This window comes from Sphingopyxis sp. 22461 (genome assembly GCF_052044915.1).
In the GTDB taxonomy this organism is placed as follows: Bacteria; Pseudomonadota; Alphaproteobacteria; order Sphingomonadales; family Sphingomonadaceae; genus Sphingopyxis.
This window is the reverse complement of sequence record NZ_JBQENY010000010.1, coordinates 185,226-206,904: the sequence shown is the minus strand read 5'-3', so window position 1 is coordinate 206,904 and position 21,679 is coordinate 185,226. Positions and strand designations below refer to the sequence as shown.

Genomic DNA, 21,679 nt, shown 5'->3' with positions numbered 1-21,679 from the left:
TTCATCGCGCTCGGGATCACAGCTTCTCACAAGATTTCAGCTACTTGAATGACGTTGAGACACGGCATAGCTGGTTCGTCCGCCCCGCTTAAACGGAAGGACAGACGATGCGTAAACCGCGTGATTTCGACGCCGAACTCCAGGCGCTCACCGACAAGGCAAGGGCGCTCAAGACGAGGAAGCAAGGCCAGCTCGGCGAACTGGTTATAGCAACGGGCGCCGACGCTCTATCGATCGAGCAGCTGGCCGGTGCGCTGATTGATGCCGTCGGCGCGGATGCTGCGCGAAAGGAGGCGTGGCGCAAGAGGGGCGCCGCCTTCTTTCGCGGCGACGGCGCCCGCGCTCGCAAGGGCGTTGGCCGCGACGCGAACGGCGCGTCGCCGGACGGTGCAGGCCCGCAACCGCCTTCAGGCGAAGCGGGCGCGGCATGATACGCGCGAGTGGCAGGTGAAGCGCCGCGAGCGCACGCGCCAACTGATCGAGCTGGGCGGCCTCGTCGCCAAGGCCGATCTGATCGAACTCACCGGCGACGATCGCGCCGTCATTCTCGGCCTGCTCGTCGAGTCCGCTGCGACGCTTCGTGGCGAAAGCCGCGAGCAGCAATTAATGAAGTGGCGCCGCCGGGGGCGGCGCGCGTTTTCAGCGGAGAGTGCCGAGGCTATTTAGCCTTGGCGCGGCCGCGCGCAGCGGGCTTGCGGCCGCCACCGCGCCCCTTGGTGCCGAGACCGATCTGCTTGGCAAGTTCGCGGCGCTTCTCGGTATAGTTTGGCGCGGTCATCGGATAATCCTTCGGCAGGTTCCATTTCGCGCGATATTCGTCAGGCGTCATGCCAAAGTTGGTCATCAGATAGCGGCGCATCATGGTGAGCTTTTTTCCGTCTTCGAGGCAAACGATGTAGTCGGGTTTCACCGACGCGCGCACCGAAACCGCAGGTTGCTGCGGTTCGGGTTCCGGCTCGGTCTTCGATGACAAACCGGCGAGCGCTTCATGCACCGAGCGGATGATGAGCGGGATATCGGAAATCGCCACGCTGTTGTTGCTGACGTGGGCTGCGACAATATCAGCGGTCAGCGTGACCAGGGTTTCGCTATCGTCCAACTGCATATCCCTTCTCTACTCGGCGGCGCGGTCCGCACTGCCGAGCACCGCGATGTGATCGCGGCAAATTTTTTCGACCAGCCCTTCTAGGACGGCGACGCGCTCGCCGATCCACGTCAATTCCTCGGCGCTGATCTTATAGTGCGGCGAATAGCGCGCGTTGACATAGGCGAGCCGCAACAGCTCGAAGCAGCGGCGGCTGAACTTGTCGTCACGCGGCCATGCCTCGATCAGCCCGGGCGCGATCTGCTCGCACTGCGAGCGTAGGAAATTAAGCCGGTGGGATTTCGGGCTGTAAAGTGAGAGCACGAGAAGCGCGCAATGGTAGAAGCGCTCCGTGGCTTGATGAAATGCGAACGCCGCCTCTTTCGGTGCGTCGGTAGAAGCAAAAAACTCCGCTCCGCGCCGAAAATTTGCTGCGCTTTTGAACCATTCTTCAAAGTGCTTTTCCGCCTCAACACGCGCTTCCTCCGGCGGGAGGTTGCGCGGCTGCGCAAACTCATATCCCTCGGCCTCGTAAAGGCCGATGCCTTGCTCGACGATGTCGATGAAGAACGGACGCCCGCGCTCAAGCTGCGCGTTCAAATCCTTGAGCGAATGGACGATGAAGCTGACCGGCGCGGTCAGCGTGTGGTTGATCGTGACCTCACGCATCAGCCGGTCTTCGGCGGCCGACCAATGCTCGAATTCGGTCAGCCGCTCATTGTTGACCACAACGAGAATATCATAGTCCGACTGATAGCCGCCGACAGGATCGTCGACCCAATCCCCGCGCGCATAGCTGCCGTAGAGGACGATCTTGAAGATGCGACCCTTGCGGTTCCAGTCCGAGTTGCCGCGCGCATGCGCGGTTTCGAATTCCTCGAACAGGATGCGCACGACATCGGCAAGCTCGCGCTGCTTTGACTGGGGAAGATGATCGAGACCTGTTCGCATCCTTTTCACCCTGTAAGGCGGCGGGNCCCGCCGCCGATCAAAGCCATGGCCAAACCAAATGCGGGAAGCGCGCATGAAGGCAGCGTCCCCACATGCGAAGCGCGCAAGCGAAATCGTGCGTCACCTGTTCGACGGTGATGCCATGACGCTCCGCCAGTTCACCATAGGGGGCGTCGTCGAACCGCACCGACAGGAAGATATCGCCCTGCCGCGCGGTCATCTTGCCAAGCGCGATAATCATCCGGCGCTCGACATCCGCGACGCTGACGGTCGAGAGATCGCGGCGCCTCATGGCTCGTCTCCCGCAAAGGCCATGAGATAGTCGCTCGCCTTGCTCGCCTGACTGGCGGCGCGGAAGATCGCCTTCTCGTCGTTCCGCAGCACCGCGAGCCAAGATGCGATGTAATCGGCATGCCGAACGGTCGGCGCGATTCCGAGCGACGCGCAAGTGAAGGCACTGGCCATTTCGGCAACAAGTTCCTCCTTCGCATAAGCTTCCGATCCGAACCCGCCCTTCTGATCGCGATCGAGACGGCTAGCATGGCCGGTCCAGTGCCCAAGCTCGTGGAGCGCCGTGCGATACCAGTTGATCGGTTCATGGAAAGCAGCCTGCGGCGGCACCTGCACGAAATCATGGCTCGGGCTGTAAAAGGCTTCGCCCCCACCGATCTGGAAGCGCGCACCGCTCGCCGCGATCAGCGCATCGGCCTCGGCAATGGCGAGCACCGGATCGGGTCCGACCATCGGCGCGGTGTAATCCTCGGGCAGACCTTCACACTGGTCGATATTGAACACGACAAAACGCTTCAAGAAAGCCACCTGCCGGGCCTCGCGATCCTCGCCGCGCGCGGCCTCGGCTTCGGCCTTGGGCGTGAACCGGTCGGCATAGCAAATCACCGTGCCCTTCTCGCCGCGCCGGACACTGCCGCCTGCCGCCTCGGCCTGCCGGTAGGTAAGCCAGCGCTGAGAGGCAAAGCCGCGATGGACAACCTCGGCCCACAGGATCAGCACATTGATCCCGCTATATTTGCGTGCCGTTCCCGCATTGTGCGGCATCGTGCATCCGCACGCAGCTGCATCCCAAGGCTGCACCCATGGCAGCCGTCCCTCTTCGAGTTCCGCGATGATCCGGTTGGTGACCTCGGAATAGAGGCTGGCCCTCTCGATCCTTTCCCTGCGCATCTCTTATCTCCTTCCCGCCAACCGCACCCCGGCCCGGAAGGGGGCGGAGGTGGGCGGCAGGAAGGAGCCGGCAGACCCGCATTATCGGGCGGGCTGCATCCGTAGGACCGGAACGAAGTGGCGGACCCGCGAAGCGGGTTGCGGCCCGGCCGGGCGGGACTAAGGCGAGTGACGCCCACCTCCGCCCCCGCCGTGCCGGGACAGACACGCCGCCGCGCGAGCGGCGACCGCATGCGCGCCAGCGGCGCCTCCCCAATGCGAATCAGGTGACGATCGCGCCGTCTTTCGGCGCGTCACTCGTGATCACGACCGCTTCCCGCGGTCACAATTCCGTCATCGGGCGGGCCCGCGAGACGAATTGAGAAAATAAACGCGCCTCTGCCAAAACTACGCTGTAGCCGCACGCAGCCGCCTCTAGCCGCCAGGAGCCGCACGCAGCACTACGCTAGAGCACTACGCCAAAAAGCGCGTTTTTCTGGGGTGTTGACGAAGAGATTGGCGATCCCCTTCTATGATCTCAGGTCGACCTATGATCCCCCTGCATATGGAGAAATACTGCATGGCATATCAGTCTCCCCTGCGCATGATGCGCCTCGATGAAGTCCTGAATCTCACGGGCCTCAGTCGCGCCACGCTCTACCGAAAGATCGCCGCCGGGACCTTCCCGCCGCAGCACAAGCTCGCCGAGCGTTGCTGCGGCTGGCGCGCCGGCGAGGTCGATCTGTGGCTCCGCAATCCGGTGACGTTCACCATCGCCGATCTTGATCACGACCAGGCCCGCGACGCCGCCTGAAAGCCGAGCACGCCAAAGCCCCGCGCTGCCTCCGCGGCGCGGGGTGGAAGCCTGCCTCAGTCGGCGGGGTTCCAGATGAGGGCGTAACCGTCCTCGCCGTCCTGCCCGGCGGCGCGGCCGAGGTTCGCATAGAGCCGGCGCGGTCCGAACTCGGGAGCGGCGAGGCTCAGCGACACATAGGGTTCACCCGATTGCTGCCCAACGCGGATCCAGCCGGCGCCGATCTCGACGCCCTCGGACCAGACCCGGTAGTCGGGCTGAACGTCGCCGCTCTTCGAGCGGTTGGCGCGGATTTCGATCGCTGCGCGGATCGAGAGGGTCTTGAGCTGGCCCACGAAACCTGTGTCGATGGTGCCGTTCACAAAGCCAATAGCTGCCATTGGTCGTCTCCTTGAAATGAGCCGCGGGACCATCCCTGCGGCATGGGCGGACCAGGAACCGGCGCATGAGGCGTGCCGCGAACCCGAAGGGCCGCAGCGCAAGCGGAGGAGTGCGGCGGTGCGATTATTTGAAGCGAAGCGGCCGCGAGGAGCCGGCGCAGCCGGCGGGGAAATAATCGCGCCGCCGCACTTTCGCGGGACGCCGCGCCGGTGCAGGTCATCTCGCCCGTCGCCGGGATGGGCTTCGCGCTGACATTGAGACGAATTAGCTCGGCGTCGTGGTCGGCATTGAGAGGCATTTCGGAATCAGCGACCCGGTCGCCGTGGCCACCCATCCAAGTCCAGGCGCGGCAACGTTGCGACGCTTGCGCAGTCTTTGCCGGGAGCGGGCCTTAACTGTCGGGGCAGACAAGGACGCCTGATTAAGACATCCGCGCGCTGCTGTGGCAGGCTGGGGCAGCCCCACGGCCTGAACAAATTTGGGCTTTGCAAAGCGGCACGACAAAGTAGGACGGACACCACCTTCCGCCGGAATCGGTCCGTTTGCGACCCGCGGCCTGTCCTTCGGCGGCAAGGAGCGATGCGTCTGCGATGCAGGGGCGTCGGGGCGGTGGGAGGGGGAATTCGCACCGCCCCAAATTCTTCAAGACCAGACAAATCTGCGCGCCGATGCCGCGTGCGGCAGCGGCGCGCGCTGAACGAACAACGCCGCGCCGGCCCCCAAGGCCGGCGCGTCATTTTGCGCCCGCATAAAATGAGGCGGGCGACCAAAGCCGCCCGCCATATCTTCACGCTGCCAAAGGCTGCTCGTCCTCGGCATCGGGTTCAGGCGCTGCAGTTACCGCAAGCTCATGCGCGACCCGCCGCGCCGATTTGACGCTGCCAACCCCGCCGCGCGAGGTGTAGGCCGAAGGCGGAAACGCCATCCACTGCGGCACCCACGTCTCGGCCTTCGTCCGACCGTTCGCGCCTTCTAGACAATCGGTGATAATCGCTTTCAGCGCCTTGCCCTTCTCACCGGCGTTCGCTGCGGCAACCTCCGGTCCCGCGACCTCGCCGGTGATGGCGAGCAGAACTTCGCGGTCGCGAAGCTGGTCGAAGAAGGCCGCGTCCGCCGACCAGTGCTGGCGCATGTCGGTGCCGAGATGAAGGCCGATCATCTCCACCGCTTCGCTTCCCGCCTGCAGCGTCTCGCCCATGACGATCGCCACAATCTCCAGCACCACCGGATCGGGGAGTTCGAGCAGCCGCGCAAACAGTGGCGAAAAAGGGGGACGGTTGAGGGGCCTTCCCGTGACGGTTGGCGCTTCCTCGTCGAAGCCGAGAACCGCCAACACAGCGCGGCGCTTGAGGTCGAACGCCGCCTCGGCGGAACAACTCTCGACGCTCTCGGCAATATCTTCCTTCGGCGCCCGCTGGCTCTCGACATCGACGCGCCAGAGGTCCGCACCCGCAATGACATGCGCGAGCATCGCCCGCAGCGCGACCCCGCCATGTCCCGCCAGATCGGCGCGCACCGCCGCATGGCGATGGAGGTCGATATAGGCATTCAGCGGACCCGACACTTCGGGCCGAACGGGCTTGACGATTTCGGCTTCGCCCTCGCCGCTCACGCCGCCGCCCGAAAGCCGCTTCGCTTCCTTCGATGTGACGAACCCCTCGTGGAAGGTCACCTCGCCGCTATCGCGAACCTCGACATAGATGCGACCGCCTTTGCGCTTTCCCGCATGGGCGTAATCCCACGAGCGGAACCAGTCGCCCCGCGCCATGATGACGACATCGGACCACCCCGCTTCGAGATAATCCGCCTTGCGCGCCTCGATGGCAGCAGTCTGCGCCGACCAGAAAGCATCGGCGTCGGCAAAGAAGCTGTCCTCGCCGAACAGGTCGGACACGGTCGCTAGCTTCGTTTTTTCGACATCGAACAGCGCGTGCTTCGCTGCAATGGCCGTGCCGCCGAACAGCCACGCCTTGAGCTGATGGCCGGTCGGGCAGTACGCGCCTTCGTCGTCGAACAGCGCCAGCCATGCCTTCTGCCGGCTCTTGGAAGCGAGGGTTAGATGCCGAACGGTGCCTGCATCGATCTCGCCGCCGCGATAGAGGGTGCGGATGCGCGGGAGCAGATTGCCGAGGGCAAGGATGCGCTTCACCGCGCGCGGCTCGAACCCGAAGCTGTCCGCGACCTCCTCGACGCTACGCCCTGCCTTCACGAGCGCGACGAACGCCTCCCACTGGCTGACCTCGTCGGGCTGCACCCGTGCGAGATTTTCGAGCATCGACGCTTCGAGTGCATCGGCATCATCGCCTTCGTCGAGAATGGCGCAGGGAATGGGGCGCACCGCCCCGCCCTCGCGCGCCACTGCGCCGACGGCAGTAAAACGCCGACGCCCCGCGACGATCTCGAAACGGCCTTCCGAACAATTGGGCCGAACGAGCAGCGGAACAAGTACCCCGCGCGCGCGGATGCTCGGCATAAGGTCTGCGACGTCGGGGTCTTTCCCCTTCCCGCGCATGTTGGCGGCTGCGATGGACAGATTGCCCATATCAATAAAATCGAGCTTCATGACTTTCTTCCTTTTCTTCAACCACACCCGGCCCCGGACGGCGGGGCGGGCGGCGAGAAAAGGCGACGGGACCGCGCCAAAGGACGGGGCGCACCCGAAGGGCTGCAACGAAGTGGAAGAGCCGGGCATAGCCCGGCTTGCGCGACGGCCGAGCGGTCCCATAGCCGTGCGCCGAACGACACGCTGTCCGTGGCCGGCAAACCCGGCAACGCCGCCGTGCGGTCAGCGCGGCGTCAACATCAGACAACAGACGCGCCCTTGGCGAAGCCGCAGGAGGGGCGGCGTGCGCGCGCAGCTGTGCTTAGCCGCCGCCCCTCCAAGATCAGCGAGCCAAGAGCGCAGCGCGGCCCACGTAAAAAAGTGCGACCTCTGGCGGCAGCCTGCCGCCGCCAGTGCGCGCTCAATTGAGGCCGCGCTCAATCTACCGCCGGCTCAGCTCTCCCACGCCTCGTTGAGCACCACTGCCGCCAATGCCGACTTGTCGTGCGGGAAGAACCGGCCATAATGTTTCGCGACGATTTCCGGGCTGTCCTGAATGGCATAGCCCGCCTGCTCGTATGAGCCGGTCTTCTTGAGAACGTGCGTTGCCAAAACATCGCGCACATTGTGCGGCCCATGCGGGAGCAGGCCCTTGATCGCACCTTGGCCGGTATAAGGATTGAAGATGCCATAGCGCTGGATCGCCAGCCGCCAGGCATCATAGAATCCGACCTGACTATATGCGGCATCCTTCGTCGTCAGCTTGGCCGATTTCACAAAGAACGTCTTTGGATCCTCGGCGCCGCCTAGCAGTATCTGCCGGTCGCGTCGCAGATACAGATCTATGAACTCGTAGAGCCGCCCGAGATCGGGCAGGAGCAACCGATAAGGCTTCCGGCCGAAAAAGGATGATGACGCATTTTTGAACGCGACGGCGGGAATGAAGACTTCCCAACCGCCCGATAGATCATTCCATCGAAGCTCCCCGCACTTCAGCTTCTCGAGTTGCTTCTCGCTGCTGTGCCGCCCGCCTCGAAGACAGAAGCGAAGCTGTCGAAGGTTCTTTTGCCGAAGACCGAGATGCAAGCCAAAGCGCAGCATCAGGAATGCGCGTACCGCCTCGGCCGCTGCCTTCGGATGACGCCGCGCGCTTGGCATCCGCGCCAGTATTTCCTCGGTGATCTTGCGATATTCCCCGACCGGGCTCTCGGCTTCCAAGATGGGCAATATCGGTTCGAACGGATCGCGATGGACCTTCGCGACGCGCTGAACATCTTTCTTCCGGTTCAGGGCGTAGATGATGAAGCGGTCGCAGACCGCATCCCAATCCTTACAAGCTTCGTCGACCTCATCTGCCGAAATCAGGTCATCGATCGGTTGCAGCCCGTCCGCAAGGCGCGTATGCTGCCGCATCCACCCCGTCTTTTCGCGCGCAAGCGAGAGCGCGAAGTCGAGCATATTGACCTCCCAGCTCGTATAGAAGCCGCGGCGCTCCTCGCGCCAATGGAGATACCAGTCCCAGACCGACGGGAAGAGCAGCATCGCCAGGCACAGTCGATCGGCGGGGACGCCAAAGCCGCGAACATCGCCATCCGGCGGCGAGCAAAGAGCCCCGAACATAAGTCCGAGATGTTCAAGCTTCTGCGACGCCGTTTCCTCGCCCCACACGCCTTGGCGAAGCAGGCCGGACGGCGCAAGCGTCGACGTTTTGAACGAGATGAGGCTGTGGACTTCGTGCTGGAGGTGGGCTGGCGCATCACGACATCCAGCCATGCTCCCGTCGGTTGCACGATCATCAACGGATGCATTGTTCGAGAATCGCAGCGAAAAGCGTTGCTGCGTCGCCTCTCGCTGAAAGCGGCGATACTCTGTCGCGCCCTCGATAATGACCGAACGTACCCACGCCAGTATTTCCTCGCGCTCGCGTTTGGGCCGCTTGGAAAAATCGCCCGGAAGGTGCCATGCGAGTTTCCGCCGCTCGGAAGCCGTAAGCGCGGCAATGGCGGGGCGCGCGGTGGCACGCCCGGTCCGATCGAGTTTCGCCTGAAAATAGCCCTCGGGCAGGCGATAGCGGCGCTCGATCCTGCTCAGGACCGAGAGGCTTTCGATCGTGCCCGGCGCCTTTACGCCGGTCGCCCACGTCTGGATCGTCTTGCGATCGGTCTTGTCGCCCGGGCCGATAATGGCGCGGTGGAGATGATTGCAGCTGTCGCCGTGCCGGCGCATGTGCAACGCAAGCGCTTCGGGAAAGGAGGGTGGATCGACCCATTCTTCTCCAGACGCCTCGGGAAATTCGACAATCACCTTCGGTTTAGGGCCGCGCTTCTTTTTCGGATGGCCAGCGAGGTCCGCGCTCTCAGCTATGGGAGCGACCAGCGGGCGTTCCGCCAAAATGGTGGGCACTTTCAATAAACTCCTGCATTGGGTGTGGGGCGGCGCCCGATGGCAGAAGCTTCCTTTCAAATGGAAAACGGCCGGATCGCTCTCGCGATTGCTGCGCATTACAGCGCCCGAACACCCTCCCGCACTCGTCGCCGGGAAACTGCGCTACGACGCTTGTCTTCGCGCCGACACGCTGGTAGAGGCGCCCCTCGTTGCCGCTTTAGCTCAGTTGGTAGAGCACATCATTCGTAATGATGGGGTCACAGGTTCGAGTCCTGTAAGCGGCACCATCGACCCCATAATTCAATGACTTAGGCCCGATGAAGTTTCTTCGGGAGCCGTAGTGCGCGGTCAATAGGCGCCGCCTGAATCAGGAAGACGCCTTTCTCGTCTCCAAATAGGTGAGCAGCTCGCGCAAGCCGCGTTCGGTCCGGATAAGGTCGAGCGGCCGGCCGCCCAGATCCGTATTCTCCGTTTGAAGCCAAGCCATGACGGACCTGTCATCGCCAATAAGCACAGCCAGTTCCTGAAACAGCCGCACGAGATATTGACCGGCCCGAAAGGCCGGTTCGGGTCGAGCAAGTCGGAATGTCCCGTTACGCAGGTCCGCTGCGCGATTGCCCGCGATGCCGAGTATCTCTCCAAGCAAGTCGTCGCCGATGTTCCAGAGCGCAGCAACGTGCGCCACCGCCTCAGACAGTACGCGGCTCTGCGCTTCTGATGATGTCTCCATCCTCTCGTCTTTCCCCTCCACGGTCAGTCCTCCAGCAAGGCAGAGATCGCAGCTTCGTCATCGCTGCGCAGCGCATCCAGATAGTCGCTCCACCATTGATGCATCCGTACCCGCTCATCCCAATAGGGCGTTCGGTTATAGATGCGGCGGATCTGATTGTTGTCGGCGTGCGCGAGCGACCGCTCGATCGCATCGGGGTTCCACTTGCCGCACTGGTTGAGAAGCGATGAGGCGGTCGCGCGGAAGCCGTGGGACGTCAAATCTCGCGGCCCGTAGCCCATGCGGCGGTAGGCGGCGTTCATCGTATTCTCGCTGAGCGGTCGCTTCCACGTGTGGAACGCCGGGAAGACATAATCCTCGCCGCCGACATAGGGCCGAAGCTCTTCCAACAGGGCGACCACCTGCCGCGACAACGGGACATAGTGGGGCCGCCGCATCTTCATGCGCTCCGGCGGGACCGTCCAGACGGCCTTCTCGAAATCGAACTCGGCCCAGCGCGCGAGCCGCAGCTCGCCGGGCCTCGCCATGACGTGCGGCAATATCTTGCAGGCGAGCAAGGTGATCGGATAGCCCGAGTATCCGTCCAGCGCGCGCAAGAACCCACCGACCTCTTCCGGCTCGACGAGCGCGGCGTGATGTTTCGGCCTTGGTGCAATCAGCGCACCGCGCAGAAGCGTTGTCGGATCGGAGTCCGCTCGGCCCGAGGCCGCGGCATAGCGAAATACGCGGCTTGCAAAGGAGCGGCAGCGACGCGCCGTCTCGAAGTGCCCCTGCGCCTCGATCTTCTTGAGCACCGCAAAGAGATCGACGGCCTGCAGGTCCGCGATGGGCGTACCGGCGATCGGCCGAAGCTTTTCGAGAAGCCACTTCGTCTTCTCGATCGTCGCTTCGCTCCGGCCTTCCTTGGTGACCATCTCGATATATTCCTCGGCGAGATCGCCGAAACAATTCGAGGCCTTGAACTTGCCGACGAGCTTGTGACGCTTTCGTTCCGCGAGCGGATCGGTTCCCTCATGGATTTTCAGCTTGGCCTCGTCACGCTTGCGCCGGGCTTCGGCTAGGCCGACATTCGGATAGGCGCCAAGCGCAATGCGCTTCTGCTTTCCATGCATGGTGTATTTGAACCGCCACAGGCGCGCACCGGTCGGGTGCACCTCGATGTAGAGGCTGTGGGCATCGGAGACTTTGTAGACGCGATCCCGCGGCTTGAGGGACCTGATTTGAACATCGCTAAGAGGCACGGCTCAACTCCTTTAAAAGGGTTAGGACCGGCACCAATCACAGCGCTCGAGGCGAACGGGCCATCGAGCAAAACTCACTCCAAAAAAGACGGGCCATTATGGCTTTTTTGATGGCCCGTTTCGGCGTGAGATTGTGTGAGACACCCTCGGACAATTCGGAACAAAACCCACGGAAAACTAACAGATTTCCGGGATTTTGTCGATTGCCCTGAGAAGGGTAAATGGTGCCCAGAAGAGGATCGCAACTGGTCACCCAAGCGGCGGATTTCCGAGACAATCGCCCACGAAAAATCGCCGACACCATCACTAACACCATCACACCGTGCGGTAAAGGCTGGACTGCAATGGACGGTCAAACTAGCTTGTTAAAACTGGGAAGTAGTCAAACAAGAAGACCCTACCGGCATTGAGGCCAGATAAGATTGTCCGTTACCATGTCAGAACGCGGAGTTTACACCCATCTCATAGCCGGTTCGCAGTCATACGCCGACTAAGCATCGCCAAGCATCGTCTTTCGATGTCAACCAGGTCCATGATCGCAAAATTGATTGGAAGCGCGCGGCCATGGGACTGATAGAGCAAAGGAAGAAAGATGTAGCTTGGCGCCAAGTGCAGCGCGTTTGCGCAGCGAAGGTGATCGTCGAGCTTCACGATCGGATTGCCAGCTTCGATTTCGCGGAGCCAGCGGACACTGATGCCTGCCTTCGGCGCGAACTGGCGCTGCGTCATACGCCGCCGACGACGCTCATCTTCGATCCGACGTCCCGAGATCACCTTGAGCTCATCGAGCATCTTGTCTCCAGAATTCTCGACGGTCATGGAAAGTGACATTCGCGCCTCCGATTACAGCCATCGCTTGCACAAAAGATGCAATTATGGGCGTGCAGTCACAACGCGAGATGCTTTCAAACCGATAGAATTATTCATCCTATCGATTAAATTTCAATGGCCGGAATAACGATGCCTGCGCCCAATCGCGCGGCCAAGCTGACCCAGCCCCCGTGGTGAAATAGAATCACGAGCACGACCGTGCCCCGGTAAAGCACAGTCATGCCCCTCACCTTGCTCGGATCCGATCCGGAGTTCATCCGTCCGGCATCGGGATTGCCCGGCACGGCCAATTTACGGGCCCAGCTGATTGCCCGACCCAAATAATCGAACGACGCGCTTAGCGCCGAGGAGGACTCATGCCATACGATTCTGCCAGCGCCCCCTCCTTGCCATCATTCTGGCAGCGGCTGCGATGCCTGCCGTTCCAGTTCTCGAGCCAGACCAACAACTACTCCAGTGGGAGTATAGCAAGCAGGTCATTCGCCAGAACGCAGACCGGCAATTCGTCATTGCCGCGGAATGCTGCATCCGCACGCAGCCGCTGCCAGCGACTTTCGGGTTCGGGTACAGCGTCAGTTTCGACAAGCAGCGCTTCGAACGGTCGCGCCAATGCCATGGTACCACCTCGCGCTAGCATCCTGCTTGCCGCCGCAGCGTTGCTCGCAATGTCGCCGGGCTATGCACAGAATAGCAGCGAAAGCACCGTGCTCGCGAATACGGCTGCTCAAGCCGAGCGCGATCTGCGCCAGAGCTTCACCAATCTCCAGTTCGAGGATTTTGGACCAGCCCCAATCAAGGGTCCTATATACCAGGCGAGCGCGGGCGGGCGTATCATCTACTTTGCGCCCGAGAGCGAACATCTGCTCTTCGCATCGGTTTTCGACAAGAACGGCGTCAACCTCACCGCGCTGGCACAGGAAGCCGGAACTGCCGAACGTCTGAAGATGATCGATCCCGCGCAAGCACTGCCGATCGGTCCCCAGAGTGCACCGACAGTGATCGAGTTCACCGATCCCGACTGCCCTTATTGTCGCGCGCTCGATCGCTACTGGGCAGCGAAGTCGGCCGAAGGCAAGCCCGTTCGCCGCCTCATCTATTTCGTGAGCGGCATTCATCCCGAAGCCGCCGCCAAGGCCGAGCATATCCTATGTTCTTCCGACAAGGAAACCGCTTTCAAAGCTGTCTATGCGGGGTCCGCGCCTGCGGTGCTCCGGACCTGTCCGGAAGGTCGTGCGCGCGTCGAAGAGCATTCCAAGCTGGTAACGTCAGCGGGCGTTTCGGGTACGCCAACGTTGATCCTAGGCGGCAAACTCATCTCCGGCTTCCAGCAAGCCGAAATCGAGGCATTCCTCTCATCAGCGAGGACGGCCGATGCCACGCGCTGATCCCCTTCCCTTCATGGCGGGCGCTGCTGCGTCGATGGCTCGATGCCTGTCGACGGTTGCAGGGCACCGGAATGCCGAAGGCGGCGCGCCCCTTGGGCCGCCCCGCGCCGTCGTCGGCCGACAGCGATTTTCATTGATGTCGGCAGGCAGATCAGTGGACAGCCCGATTTTCAGGAAAGCAGGCAATATGATCAAGAAATTCAGCAATCGCGCCCTTTCGGTCGCGGACATCGGCATGCCCGTGCTGCTCCTGTCGCTGCTCGCGGCGAGCGCCCATGCCTTCACGGCGCCGGCGGCCGGCGATCTCGGCTACGATATCTACGACATTGTTGTAAACCAGGGGGTCAAGGGCCCGCTGGGCTTCGTCGCCGGCGTCGCAGCCTTCCTCTTCGGCGTGTCACGCCTGTTCTCGAACATCATGATCGGCATCCCGACGATCGTCGCCGCCGTCTGTCTGATCAAGGCCGACAGCATTCTCCAGACTTTCGGGATGGTGATCTGAACGAGATGGTTCGCGTTCGCGCCGACGGTTCCACGGCGCGTGCGCGGGCCTTGATGCCAGGGCGGAGCCCTGGCCACCTGTCCTCTGACCAATGCTTCGGACCGGAGGACATGAAGCGGGAGGAGAAGGGTCGATGGACGAGCGCCTACCCCAATATCTGCACAAGCCGGTCCAGATCCTGTGGTTCGGGTCGGACGAGTTTGTGCTGGTGGTCACGACCATCTTCGTCGCCGTCATCGTCGGCGGGCTGGTCGGCTGGGCGTTCATCGCGGCCCTTCTCCTTTTCCTGCCGTGGAAGCGTGCGCAGCCGCGCGGTTTCCTCGCGCATCTCGCTTGGCGCTGGGGAATGCTGCGCTTCCGTCATTATCCGGGTCCGACCCAGATCCGCTTCTTCGAGTGAGGGCGATCATGTTTAGCCGCATTGGAAAATCAAGCCGCCAGCCGGTCGATCCGCTTGTCGGCAAGCCCGCGAGCTTTGGCATCCATCGCTACCTCCAAGGCTCGTCGAACCTGTTCGAAGAGAACCGGCTGCTCAAGTTCGCGATCGTCGGCCTGTTCGGCATCACCGCCGTGCTCGGGGCTATAATCTACAGCTCCGACCAGAAAGAGCGAACAATTGTCGTGCCGTTCGGATCGGGGGGGGACCTTTATGTCACCGGTTCGAAGCCATCGGCGACCTATCTGCGAACAATCGCGCGCAACATCGTCGCTCTCGCCGGCACCTACTCCGCCTATTCGGCGGACCGGCAATTTCAGGAATTGCTCTCGATTGTCCACCCGTCAGCGTACAACAGCATGCGCGACAGCCTGACCGGTATATTGGGCGAGCTTGCGAACAATCCGACGCTGTCAATCGCGACCTACATTCGCCCCGACCAACCGGTGCAATGGACCGACCACGATATTCTCCTGCCGGTCGAGAAGGTCCGGGTCATCGGCGGCGTCATCCGCAAGTTCCGCGGCAATCTGCGCATCCGCTACGCGGTTGAGAATGGCCGCTTCTGGCTCGTTGCGCTCACCGAGGAGAATTTCGATGCCCAGCCTCGCTAGGACGCGCGCCACGACGTTCGTGGTTGCCGCTCTAGTGCTGCCTGTCACGCTCGCAGCACAATCGGTTACCGCTCTGCCCGAGCAGACCAGCATGATCCGGCTCTCGAACCGCGATGTCAATCATGTCGTCTGCATGGGTGGGGAGATCGAGGATGTGAAATTCTCAGCCGAAAAGGCCATCGCTGTCGAACGCGCGGGCTCCGACGCCTGGATCAAGTTCCTCGTCAAGGAAGTCGAGGATATGGGGATCGTAACGCGCAGCTATGTGACTATACCGTCGGAATTCTTCATTAGCTGCAACGGCGCCATCTATCCGCTCTATGCCGAACCCGCCGACATTCCGGCGCAGACGGTGACGCTGGCGCGCGGACGCACTCAGCGCGCTGCTGAAAACGAGAAGCTGCTGGGCCCGCTTGTCGAAGAAGAGCGAGCGATCTCGATCACCCTCGCCGTGTTGCAAGGCCGCGTGCCAGCGACCTTCATGGACGTAGCGCCGCGGGCCGGCGTGATCACCGTGACCGCCTTGCCGGCGGTCAAATTGATCGAGCGGCGGCGGCTCGCGGTCGAAGGCGCTGGCCTCTCCGTCTCGGAATATCAGCTCAGCAGCGACAGCGAGGCGGTTGTCGAGGAGAGGCAGTTTCTCGATCGCGCGCTCGGCAGTGACATCTTCGCGGTCACGCTCGACAGGCTCGCGGTGAAGCCCGGCGAAAGTGTGCGGCTGATCGTAATCCGCCGCGGAGACGAGGAATGACCGATACGCCCGTACAGGAGGCACTTGACCTCGGAGATGTCGGCAAGCAGATGCCACCAGAGAGCCGGAAGATCAGCCGCGGCCCCGCACTGCTCGCGCTGAAGGATCGCTGGGCGATGCTAAGTTCGAAGCAAAAGCTTCGTGCTAGACAGCTCGGCGTCGCAGGCATCGTCGCGATGCTTGGGACAGGTCTCTATACCGCCAGCACCGACGGCAATGATGGGCCTGTCGAGACCCCGCCTGCGACCAAGCTCGACATGGGTGCCGGCCTTCGTGGCGACAGCCTCGAAACCAAGCTTCGCGGCGATCTCCAGAAGATCCTCGACGGCCAGACCTTGCTCGGCGACCGCGTCACCGCGATCGAGGAAGGCAAAATCGTGCCCGGCAGTGGCGCCGCAGCGCTACCCGACGGCGACCTTGGGCTTCCCCCTGCCCTGCCTGGAGCCATTCCCGATTATCCACCGCCGCCCGGCGACGCGGGAGGGGCGAATGGCGAGATCCCGCCGCCGCCGACGCCGCCAACTATCCCGCCCGCTCCGTCTGCGCCTCCGATCGAGAAGACGGTCGGCGCGATCGGCGCGGCAGCGATGGCGCCGACCGCAGCAAGTATCGACGGTAAAGCCGAGCCGGCTGGCGCCAAAAAAAAGACCAGGACGATCTATTTGCCGCCTGGTTTCATGAAAGCGCGGCTTCTAACCGGGATCGACGCGCTCGCAAGCCGTGATGCGACCTCGAACCCCGAGCCGTTAATCGCTCGCGTGCAGGCACCAGCGGTGTTACCGAATGATGTGAAAGCCAATCTCGCCGGCTGCTTCGTCATCGGCAACGCGACGGGCAGCCTCGCGAAGGAGCGCGTCGAGGTCCAACTTGTCTCGCTCTCCTGCGTCGATTTCGACGAACATTCGGTCGTCGACCAGCCAATAAAGGGCTTCTTCGTCGATACCGACGGCAAGAAAGGGCTGTCAGGCAAGGTCGTGACGCGCGCCGGGGCGAGCCTCGCTCGCGCCTTCATCGCCGGGACCATCAGCGGTATCAGCCAGACGGTCGAGAATACGATCGGGGACGTCTCGACTTCGGCGCTCGGCTCAGTGCGGACGCTCGATGCCGGCGGTGCCGTCAAGGCCGGAATTGCCGGCGGTCTTTCGAAATCGTCCGACAAGCTCACGGATTTCTATCTAGATCTCGCTCGCCAGGCAGGCCCTATCGTCGAGGTCGGCGCAGCAAAAGACGTTATCGTCGTGATCCAGGAAGGAGTCACCCTTGAAATCAAGCCAAGTGCGGGGAACAAATTTTGACCGTCTTGACCTAGGCGGACAGTGGCTGGTGCACGAACATGAGGTAATTGCGAAAGCGCCAGCCACGGGCTCCGCAAGCATCGGGAGAGTTCGACGCCATAAAAGTTTAAACAGGCGCCTACAGCGGCGGTATTTGTTGATCAGAACCGACCGAATTAGGATGTCCGATTAGGGTCCGATTTTGGCAAAACTGGCGGTGCCCGCCAGTCTGCTTCAGGGCGATTGAACGGCAGCAACGGCCGTTTCTCCGTTGGCTCGGTTTCATTCCCATCAAATTCCGTCGAGAGACATCTACCCGCCAATGCTATCTTGCTTCTGCAGCCTTCAAGAGAATGGTCGATCAACGAGGCAAGGTTGTGATCTCCTTCAAAGTGCGCGGCTGGCAGCGTTATGGCAGTCCACACGAGATATTAACGGACTTTGGTCATAGTTCCCGCATGAGACGATCGGATTCCCTAGCGTCAACCATGCACAAGGCCCGATTTGCGGGCTTCCCGGACCCTGCCGCGCTTCCGCTCCTCGTCTATCGGGAATTCATCGATATGCTCTTCGGTATGGCGCTGCCGATCTTCGGATTTGGCGTGGCATTTGTCGGCATATGTCTGATGGTGAGCCGCGAACTCGATAGCCCTTTTCTCCTCCTCCTCGCAGTGCTGGCGCTTTGGTGACGTTCCTACGTCTCTGGATACTGATCGCCTATCGGCGAGCCTCTCCGGGTTTGGACTTCGAAGGGTTGAAGCGTTGGGAACTTCGCTATGCGATTGGCAACTATGCCCTTGCGACGCTGATCGCCGCCCTCAACGTCGCCGTGATCTTCATTCACGAGCCAATCCTGCATCTTCTCACCGTTAGCCTCGTATTTGGCTTCGGCGCCGGCATCGTGTCGCGAATCGCGATAAGGCCGAAAATCTGCGTCATAAGCCTGTTGCTAGCGACCCTGCCCACGGTTACCGCGCTGGCCTTGCACGCCTTCACGCCGCACCCCGGTCCCGTGCACGCCGAATTTTTTCTGATCGAAGCCTTCATCGTCGCGATGATCACCGGACTCAGCCTTCAGACCGTCGCGCATCTCTACCGAACCGCGGTTGAGCATCACATAGCGCGGCACGATTTGGCGCTGCTCGCTAAGACCGACGCTCTCACCGACCTTGCGAACCGTCTATCGCTCCGCGAGTTTTTTCAGGCGCGCATGGTCGCAGCAAAAGACGCCGACAGCCAGATTGCCGTGCATTTTCTCGACCTCGACGGGTTCAAGGCGATTAATGATCGCCACGGCCACCCAGCTGGTGATGCAGTGCTGAAAGAAGTGGCTCGACGGCTCAAGGCAATAGTCCGCAGCGATGATGTGGTCGCGCGGCTCGGCGGTGACGAGTTTGTCGTGCTGCAAGCGGACGTACTGCAGGACACCGAAGCCGAATTCATCGCACGTCGAATCATACGCGAAATTAGCAAGCCTTACGCTATCGGGGATAAGCTCCTGACCATCTCGGTCAGCGTGGGAATTGCGACGGCGCCAAGGATGGGCTTGGAGCTGGAGCGTCTCCTCACATGCGCCGATAGCGCCCTGTACCGTGCCAAGGCCGCCGGAAAGGCCCGGGCCCTTTTCTGCGTCGAAGTGGACGCGGTGAAATCGGTCGCGGCGTGACACCCGAAGGAACGCAGGCGCACCAATTGTCATAGCACCTGGAACCGAAAGTGTGCGAGGCTCCCAAGATCGGTGCGCTTGAGTGGCTGGGTAAACCAGAGCCCGCTGCGGCAGTACAGCGAACAAGCGCGCGGTGCCGAAGCCGCCGCGCGAGGACAGCGAGCCAAGTGTGCACGCGCGCGCGCATCAGCGCGGTCCCTAGCGTCGCTTGCCGACGCTAGTGTGCGCCCCTCATATGTCGGGCTCAACTATCAAATGTGGTCGGAATCAAAACTCAAGCAGGGGTCGGATTTTCGGCAAAACTGGCCGATCTGGGGCGGGCAGCTTTTGGGAACGACGGCAAGTTAGTGGACATTACGCCGTCAGCCGGCCTTTGTAGAAAGTGCGGAGCGCCTTCTTGTCGATCTTTCCAGTCGCCGTGAGCGGCACGTCAGCGAAAATGATCTGGTCGGGAAGCCACCATTTGACGAGCCGGGGCTCAAGCCATGCCCGGACATCCGCTTCGGTCAACGAGGCTTCCGGCATAGGTTCGATGACGAGGAGCGGCCGTTCCTCCCACTTGGGATGAAATACGCCAATAACGGCCGCGATTTTGACGCCCGGGCAAGCGACGGCGACATTTTCGATGTCGATCGAACTGATCCATTCGCCGCCCGATTTGATGACGTCCTTCTTCCGGTCGGTGATGCGCATAAAACCATTCGCATCTACAGTGGCGATGTCGCCGGTATCGAACCATCCGTCGGCGTCGAGCGCGCTGACCGCTTGCCGGTAATATCGTTCCAGCACCCAAGGTCCACGAACGAGGACGCTGCCTGCCTGGACACCATCGTGCGACAGGTCCTGACCATCATCGTCGACAATCTTGAGTTCGACGCCAAACTGGAGCCGGCCTTGCCGCGTCCAGATGATGTCGTTCATTTCATCATGGCCTAGTGCTGCAACCTTGGGCGTCGGTGTTGCGAGCACGCCGAGCGGCGACATCTCGGTCATGCCCCAGATCTGGCGAACCTTGACGCCATATTGGGTCTCGAACGTCTCCGCCATCGCGCGCGGCACGGCCGACCCGCCAATCACGACACGCTCGAGCGTCCCCGTGTCCTCGCCCGTGCGGGCGAGGTGATCGAGATACATGGTCCAGATTGTCGGCACGCCGCCCGAGAAGGTGACGCCCTCGGACTTGATCAGCTCTTGCAGGCTCGCTCCGTCGAATTTGTCGCACGGAAATACGAACTTCGCTCCGTTAATCGCTCCCGCGAATGGGAGGCCCCAGGCCGTCGCGTGATAGAGCGACTGGCACGGCAAGATCACGTCGAAGGCAGAGAAACCGAGCGCGCCCGACAGGCCGGCGACAAGCGCGTGCAGCACCACCGAGCGGTGCGAGTAGAGCACGCCCTTCGGATCGCCGGTGGTGCCCGATGTGTAGCAGAGAAAGGCCCCGCTGTTCTCCTCGAGGTCGGGCCAAAGGGTTGTCCCGGAAAATTCAGCGATGCGCCGATCATAGTCATCCCCGGTCAGCATCACGAAATGCTCGATCGTATGGAGCGCGGGTTTCAGCCGCTCGACGATCTCGTGCAGATTGGCGTCATAGAGAAGCACCCGGCTTTCGGCATGGTTGATCGTAAATGCGATATGTTCGTCCGGGAGCCTCGGATTGGCGGTGTGGAGAACAAGCCCCTTCCCGGGCGCAGCAAAAAACAGTTCGAAATGCCGGTGCGTATTCCAAGCGAGCGAGCTGATCCGGTCCCCCGGTTCGAGCCCGAGGCTCATGAGCCACTCGGCCCCCGCCGCCGCTCGCGAGAGCGCACCCGCATAATCGTAACGAAAGAGCTTGCCGTCGAAGTCCTTCGATACGATCTCGCGATCGCCGTGCGCTGTCGCTGCAAAGCGCAATATCTGCGAAATGTTGAGCGGCAGGTTCTGCATCAAACCCGGGATTGTCATCTAGCATGTCCTCAACCTGATCGCGGCCAGCCGCAGTCTACCCATTCGCCAGCAAAGCTTGCAGCCGCGCGACGACCTCATCGGTCGCCTCGGCGGCAGCCGGTATGATCCCGGCAAAATGCACGAAACCATGCGTCAGATGATCGAACTCCAGGAGTTCGGAGCGAACCCCCGCATCTCGCAGGCGTCCGGCGTAGGCAACGGCCTCGTCGCGCAGCGGATCGACCGATAGGACGACCGTCAACGCACGCGGCAAGCGCGAGAGATCGTCTGCCTTGAGAGGCGACAGGCGCGGATCGGCGGTGTCGGCGCCCTGCGCATAATCGGCGACACACACCGTCAGACTCGCGCGGCGGAGCGCCGGATCAGCGTCGCGAACGCGGGACGGATAGTCATTCTCGCCGGCGTCGAGGTCGACGGCCGGGTAGAGCAGGAGCTGTGCATCAAAGGGCCGTCCCTCTTGGGGCTCGTCGCGCATAGCGATGCAGATTGCGGCCGCTAGATTGCCGCCGGCGCTATCGCCGCCGATGATCGCTGGCAGACTATCACCGCCGAGGGGCGACCGATTGGCGGCAATCCAGCGCGCGGCCGCGAGGCTGTCGTCAAATCCCGCCGGGAAGGGATGCTCGGGGGCGAGACGATAGCTGCTGGCCACCACCACCATCGAGAGATCCCGGCATAGCCGGCGGATGGTATGATCGACGGTGTCGAGGTCGCCGATGGCCCAGCCGCCGCCGTGAATATAGTGCAGCGTCCCCGTCGGCTCGGTCGATGGACGGTAAATCCGGAGTGGGACCTTGGCGTCGCGCGTTTCGATCTGCCGGTCTTCGATCGAAGCAACGTCTATGCGGCCGCCCGGCCCAACGATCATCGGGATCATCGCGGCAGCCTGCGCCCGAAGCGTCGGATAGTCGACGGGCCCCGGCGGCACGGAAGGCAGTTGGTCGACAAGTTGCTGCAATACTGGGTCGAGCGCCACGATAAACT

24 protein-coding genes and 1 tRNA gene are annotated in these 21,679 nt (G+C 62.1%); 13 read left to right on the top strand and 12 right to left on the bottom strand.

Translation table 11 applies throughout. The features are described 5' to 3' along the window. Positions 1 to 107 precede the first annotated feature (107 nt). A complete protein-coding gene (locus ACTJI5_RS17660) occupies positions 108 to 431 on the top strand; it encodes a conjugal transfer protein TraD (protein ID WP_440861219.1) in 324 nt (107 codons plus the stop codon). Between the two features lie 16 nt (positions 432 to 447). Further along, positions 448 to 666 carry a conjugal transfer protein TraD gene (locus ACTJI5_RS17655; protein ID WP_440861218.1) on the top strand — a complete coding sequence of 73 codons (219 nt, stop codon included), beginning with the start codon at positions 448 to 450 and terminating at the stop codon, positions 664 to 666. Here ACTJI5_RS17655 and ACTJI5_RS17650 read toward each other — a convergent pair. The 4 genes from ACTJI5_RS17650 to ACTJI5_RS17635 all read right to left on the bottom strand — a co-directional run bounded on the left by ACTJI5_RS17650 (position 659) and on the right by ACTJI5_RS17635 (position 3,217). Beyond that, complete coding sequence (locus tag ACTJI5_RS17650; protein WP_440861217.1) at positions 659 to 1,105, bottom strand: MucR family transcriptional regulator; 447 nt, start codon at positions 1,103 to 1,105, stop codon at positions 659 to 661. The genes ACTJI5_RS17655 and ACTJI5_RS17650 overlap by 8 nt on opposite strands. A 9-nt stretch (positions 1,106 to 1,114) precedes the next feature. Beyond that, a complete protein-coding gene (locus tag ACTJI5_RS17645) occupies positions 1,115 to 2,035 on the bottom strand; it encodes a HEPN domain-containing protein (RefSeq protein WP_440861216.1) in 921 nt (306 codons plus the stop codon). A gap of 37 nt (positions 2,036 to 2,072) precedes the next feature. Beyond that, positions 2,073 to 2,327 (bottom strand): sigma factor-like helix-turn-helix DNA-binding protein, encoded by a 255-nt coding sequence (locus tag ACTJI5_RS17640; protein ID WP_440861215.1) that lies wholly within the window; start codon positions 2,325 to 2,327, stop codon positions 2,073 to 2,075. Next, entirely contained in the window at positions 2,324 to 3,217 is an 894-nt protein-coding gene (locus ACTJI5_RS17635; RefSeq protein ID WP_440861214.1) for an ArdC family protein, read from the bottom strand. Before ACTJI5_RS17635 ends, ACTJI5_RS17640 begins: the two co-directional genes overlap by 4 nt. Positions 3,218 to 3,776: 559 nt before the next feature. On the opposite strand from ACTJI5_RS17635, the gene ACTJI5_RS17630 reads away from it, so the two are divergent. Further along, positions 3,777 to 4,010, top strand: coding sequence for a helix-turn-helix transcriptional regulator (locus ACTJI5_RS17630; protein ID WP_440861213.1), 234 nt, complete (start codon positions 3,777 to 3,779; stop codon positions 4,008 to 4,010). A 56-nt stretch (positions 4,011 to 4,066) separates the two neighbouring features. On the opposite strand, the gene ACTJI5_RS17625 is transcribed toward ACTJI5_RS17630, so the two are convergent. From ACTJI5_RS17625 to ACTJI5_RS17615, 3 genes are all read right to left on the bottom strand, one after another. Next, the gene (locus ACTJI5_RS17625; protein ID WP_440861212.1) at positions 4,067 to 4,390 is read right to left on the bottom strand and encodes a DUF736 domain-containing protein; all 324 of its coding nucleotides are present in this window, start codon (positions 4,388 to 4,390) and stop codon (positions 4,067 to 4,069) included. 788 nt (positions 4,391 to 5,178) lie between these two features. Beyond that, entirely contained in the window at positions 5,179 to 6,954 is a 1,776-nt protein-coding gene (locus tag ACTJI5_RS17620) for a ParB/RepB/Spo0J family partition protein (protein ID WP_440861211.1), read from the bottom strand. A 432-nt stretch (positions 6,955 to 7,386) separates the two neighbouring features. Beyond that, positions 7,387 to 8,034: a hypothetical protein gene (locus ACTJI5_RS17615; protein WP_440861210.1), complete on the bottom strand. Its 648-nt coding sequence runs from the start codon at positions 8,032 to 8,034 to the stop codon at positions 7,387 to 7,389. Here ACTJI5_RS17615 and ACTJI5_RS17610 point away from each other — a divergent pair. Then, on the top strand, positions 8,014 to 9,345 hold the full coding sequence (locus ACTJI5_RS17610) for a hypothetical protein (RefSeq protein WP_440861209.1): 1,332 nt from the start codon (positions 8,014 to 8,016) through the stop codon (positions 9,343 to 9,345). The genes ACTJI5_RS17615 and ACTJI5_RS17610 overlap by 21 nt on opposite strands. Positions 9,346 to 9,529: 184 nt before the next feature. Next, positions 9,530 to 9,605, top strand: a tRNA-Thr gene (locus ACTJI5_RS17605). 80 nt (positions 9,606 to 9,685) lie between these two features. Here the strand turns inward: ACTJI5_RS17605 and ACTJI5_RS17600 are convergent. From ACTJI5_RS17600 to ACTJI5_RS17590, 3 genes are all read right to left on the bottom strand, one after another. Continuing rightward, on the bottom strand, positions 9,686 to 10,048 hold the full coding sequence (locus ACTJI5_RS17600; protein ID WP_440861208.1) for an MbcA/ParS/Xre antitoxin family protein: 363 nt from the start codon (positions 10,046 to 10,048) through the stop codon (positions 9,686 to 9,688). A gap of 23 nt (positions 10,049 to 10,071) precedes the next feature. Continuing rightward, complete coding sequence (locus ACTJI5_RS17595) at positions 10,072 to 11,289, bottom strand: tyrosine-type recombinase/integrase (protein ID WP_440861207.1); 1,218 nt, start codon at positions 11,287 to 11,289, stop codon at positions 10,072 to 10,074. A gap of 462 nt (positions 11,290 to 11,751) precedes the next feature. Further along, the gene (locus tag ACTJI5_RS17590) at positions 11,752 to 12,120 is read right to left on the bottom strand and encodes a helix-turn-helix domain-containing protein (RefSeq protein ID WP_440861206.1); all 369 of its coding nucleotides are present in this window, start codon (positions 12,118 to 12,120) and stop codon (positions 11,752 to 11,754) included. Positions 12,121 to 12,785: 665 nt separating this feature from the next. On the opposite strand from ACTJI5_RS17590, the gene ACTJI5_RS17585 reads away from it, so the two are divergent. The 8 genes from ACTJI5_RS17585 to ACTJI5_RS17550 all read left to right on the top strand — a co-directional run bounded on the left by ACTJI5_RS17585 (position 12,786) and on the right by ACTJI5_RS17550 (position 18,748). Further along, positions 12,786 to 13,505, top strand: a complete 720-nt coding sequence (locus tag ACTJI5_RS17585; protein WP_440861253.1) for a DsbC family protein — start codon at positions 12,786 to 12,788, stop codon at positions 13,503 to 13,505. 187 nt (positions 13,506 to 13,692) lie between these two features. Continuing rightward, complete coding sequence (locus tag ACTJI5_RS17580; RefSeq protein WP_411342305.1) at positions 13,693 to 14,007, top strand: hypothetical protein; 315 nt, start codon at positions 13,693 to 13,695, stop codon at positions 14,005 to 14,007. Positions 14,008 to 14,140: 133 nt separating this feature from the next. Then, positions 14,141 to 14,407 carry a type IV conjugative transfer system protein TraL gene (locus ACTJI5_RS17575; protein ID WP_411341059.1) on the top strand — a complete coding sequence of 89 codons (267 nt, stop codon included), beginning with the start codon at positions 14,141 to 14,143 and terminating at the stop codon, positions 14,405 to 14,407. A gap of 8 nt (positions 14,408 to 14,415) precedes the next feature. Next, the gene (locus ACTJI5_RS17570; protein WP_058537059.1) at positions 14,416 to 15,057 is read left to right on the top strand and encodes a TraE/TraK family type IV conjugative transfer system protein; all 642 of its coding nucleotides are present in this window, start codon (positions 14,416 to 14,418) and stop codon (positions 15,055 to 15,057) included. Further along, positions 15,041 to 15,808, top strand: coding sequence for a type-F conjugative transfer system secretin TraK (locus ACTJI5_RS17565; RefSeq protein ID WP_411341058.1), 768 nt, complete (start codon positions 15,041 to 15,043; stop codon positions 15,806 to 15,808). Before ACTJI5_RS17570 ends, ACTJI5_RS17565 begins: the two co-directional genes overlap by 17 nt. After that, positions 15,805 to 17,103, top strand: coding sequence for a TraB/VirB10 family protein (locus ACTJI5_RS17560; RefSeq protein ID WP_411341057.1), 1,299 nt, complete (start codon positions 15,805 to 15,807; stop codon positions 17,101 to 17,103). The genes ACTJI5_RS17565 and ACTJI5_RS17560 overlap by 4 nt, the downstream gene beginning before the upstream one ends. A gap of 467 nt (positions 17,104 to 17,570) precedes the next feature. Continuing rightward, complete coding sequence (locus ACTJI5_RS17555; RefSeq protein WP_058537062.1) at positions 17,571 to 17,771, top strand: hypothetical protein; 201 nt, start codon at positions 17,571 to 17,573, stop codon at positions 17,769 to 17,771. Beyond that, on the top strand, positions 17,768 to 18,748 hold the full coding sequence (locus tag ACTJI5_RS17550; protein WP_231732800.1) for a GGDEF domain-containing protein: 981 nt from the start codon (positions 17,768 to 17,770) through the stop codon (positions 18,746 to 18,748). Before ACTJI5_RS17555 ends, ACTJI5_RS17550 begins: the two co-directional genes overlap by 4 nt. Positions 18,749 to 19,102: 354 nt before the next feature. Here ACTJI5_RS17550 and ACTJI5_RS17545 read toward each other — a convergent pair whose 3' ends face one another. Together ACTJI5_RS17545 and ACTJI5_RS17540 are read right to left on the bottom strand one after the other, a co-directional pair. Then, positions 19,103 to 20,692, bottom strand: coding sequence for a long-chain fatty acid--CoA ligase (locus ACTJI5_RS17545; protein ID WP_411341056.1), 1,590 nt, complete (start codon positions 20,690 to 20,692; stop codon positions 19,103 to 19,105). 37 nt (positions 20,693 to 20,729) lie between these two features. After that, complete coding sequence (locus tag ACTJI5_RS17540) at positions 20,730 to 21,671, bottom strand: alpha/beta hydrolase (protein ID WP_411341055.1); 942 nt, start codon at positions 21,669 to 21,671, stop codon at positions 20,730 to 20,732. Between the last annotated feature and the right edge of the window lie 8 nt (positions 21,672 to 21,679).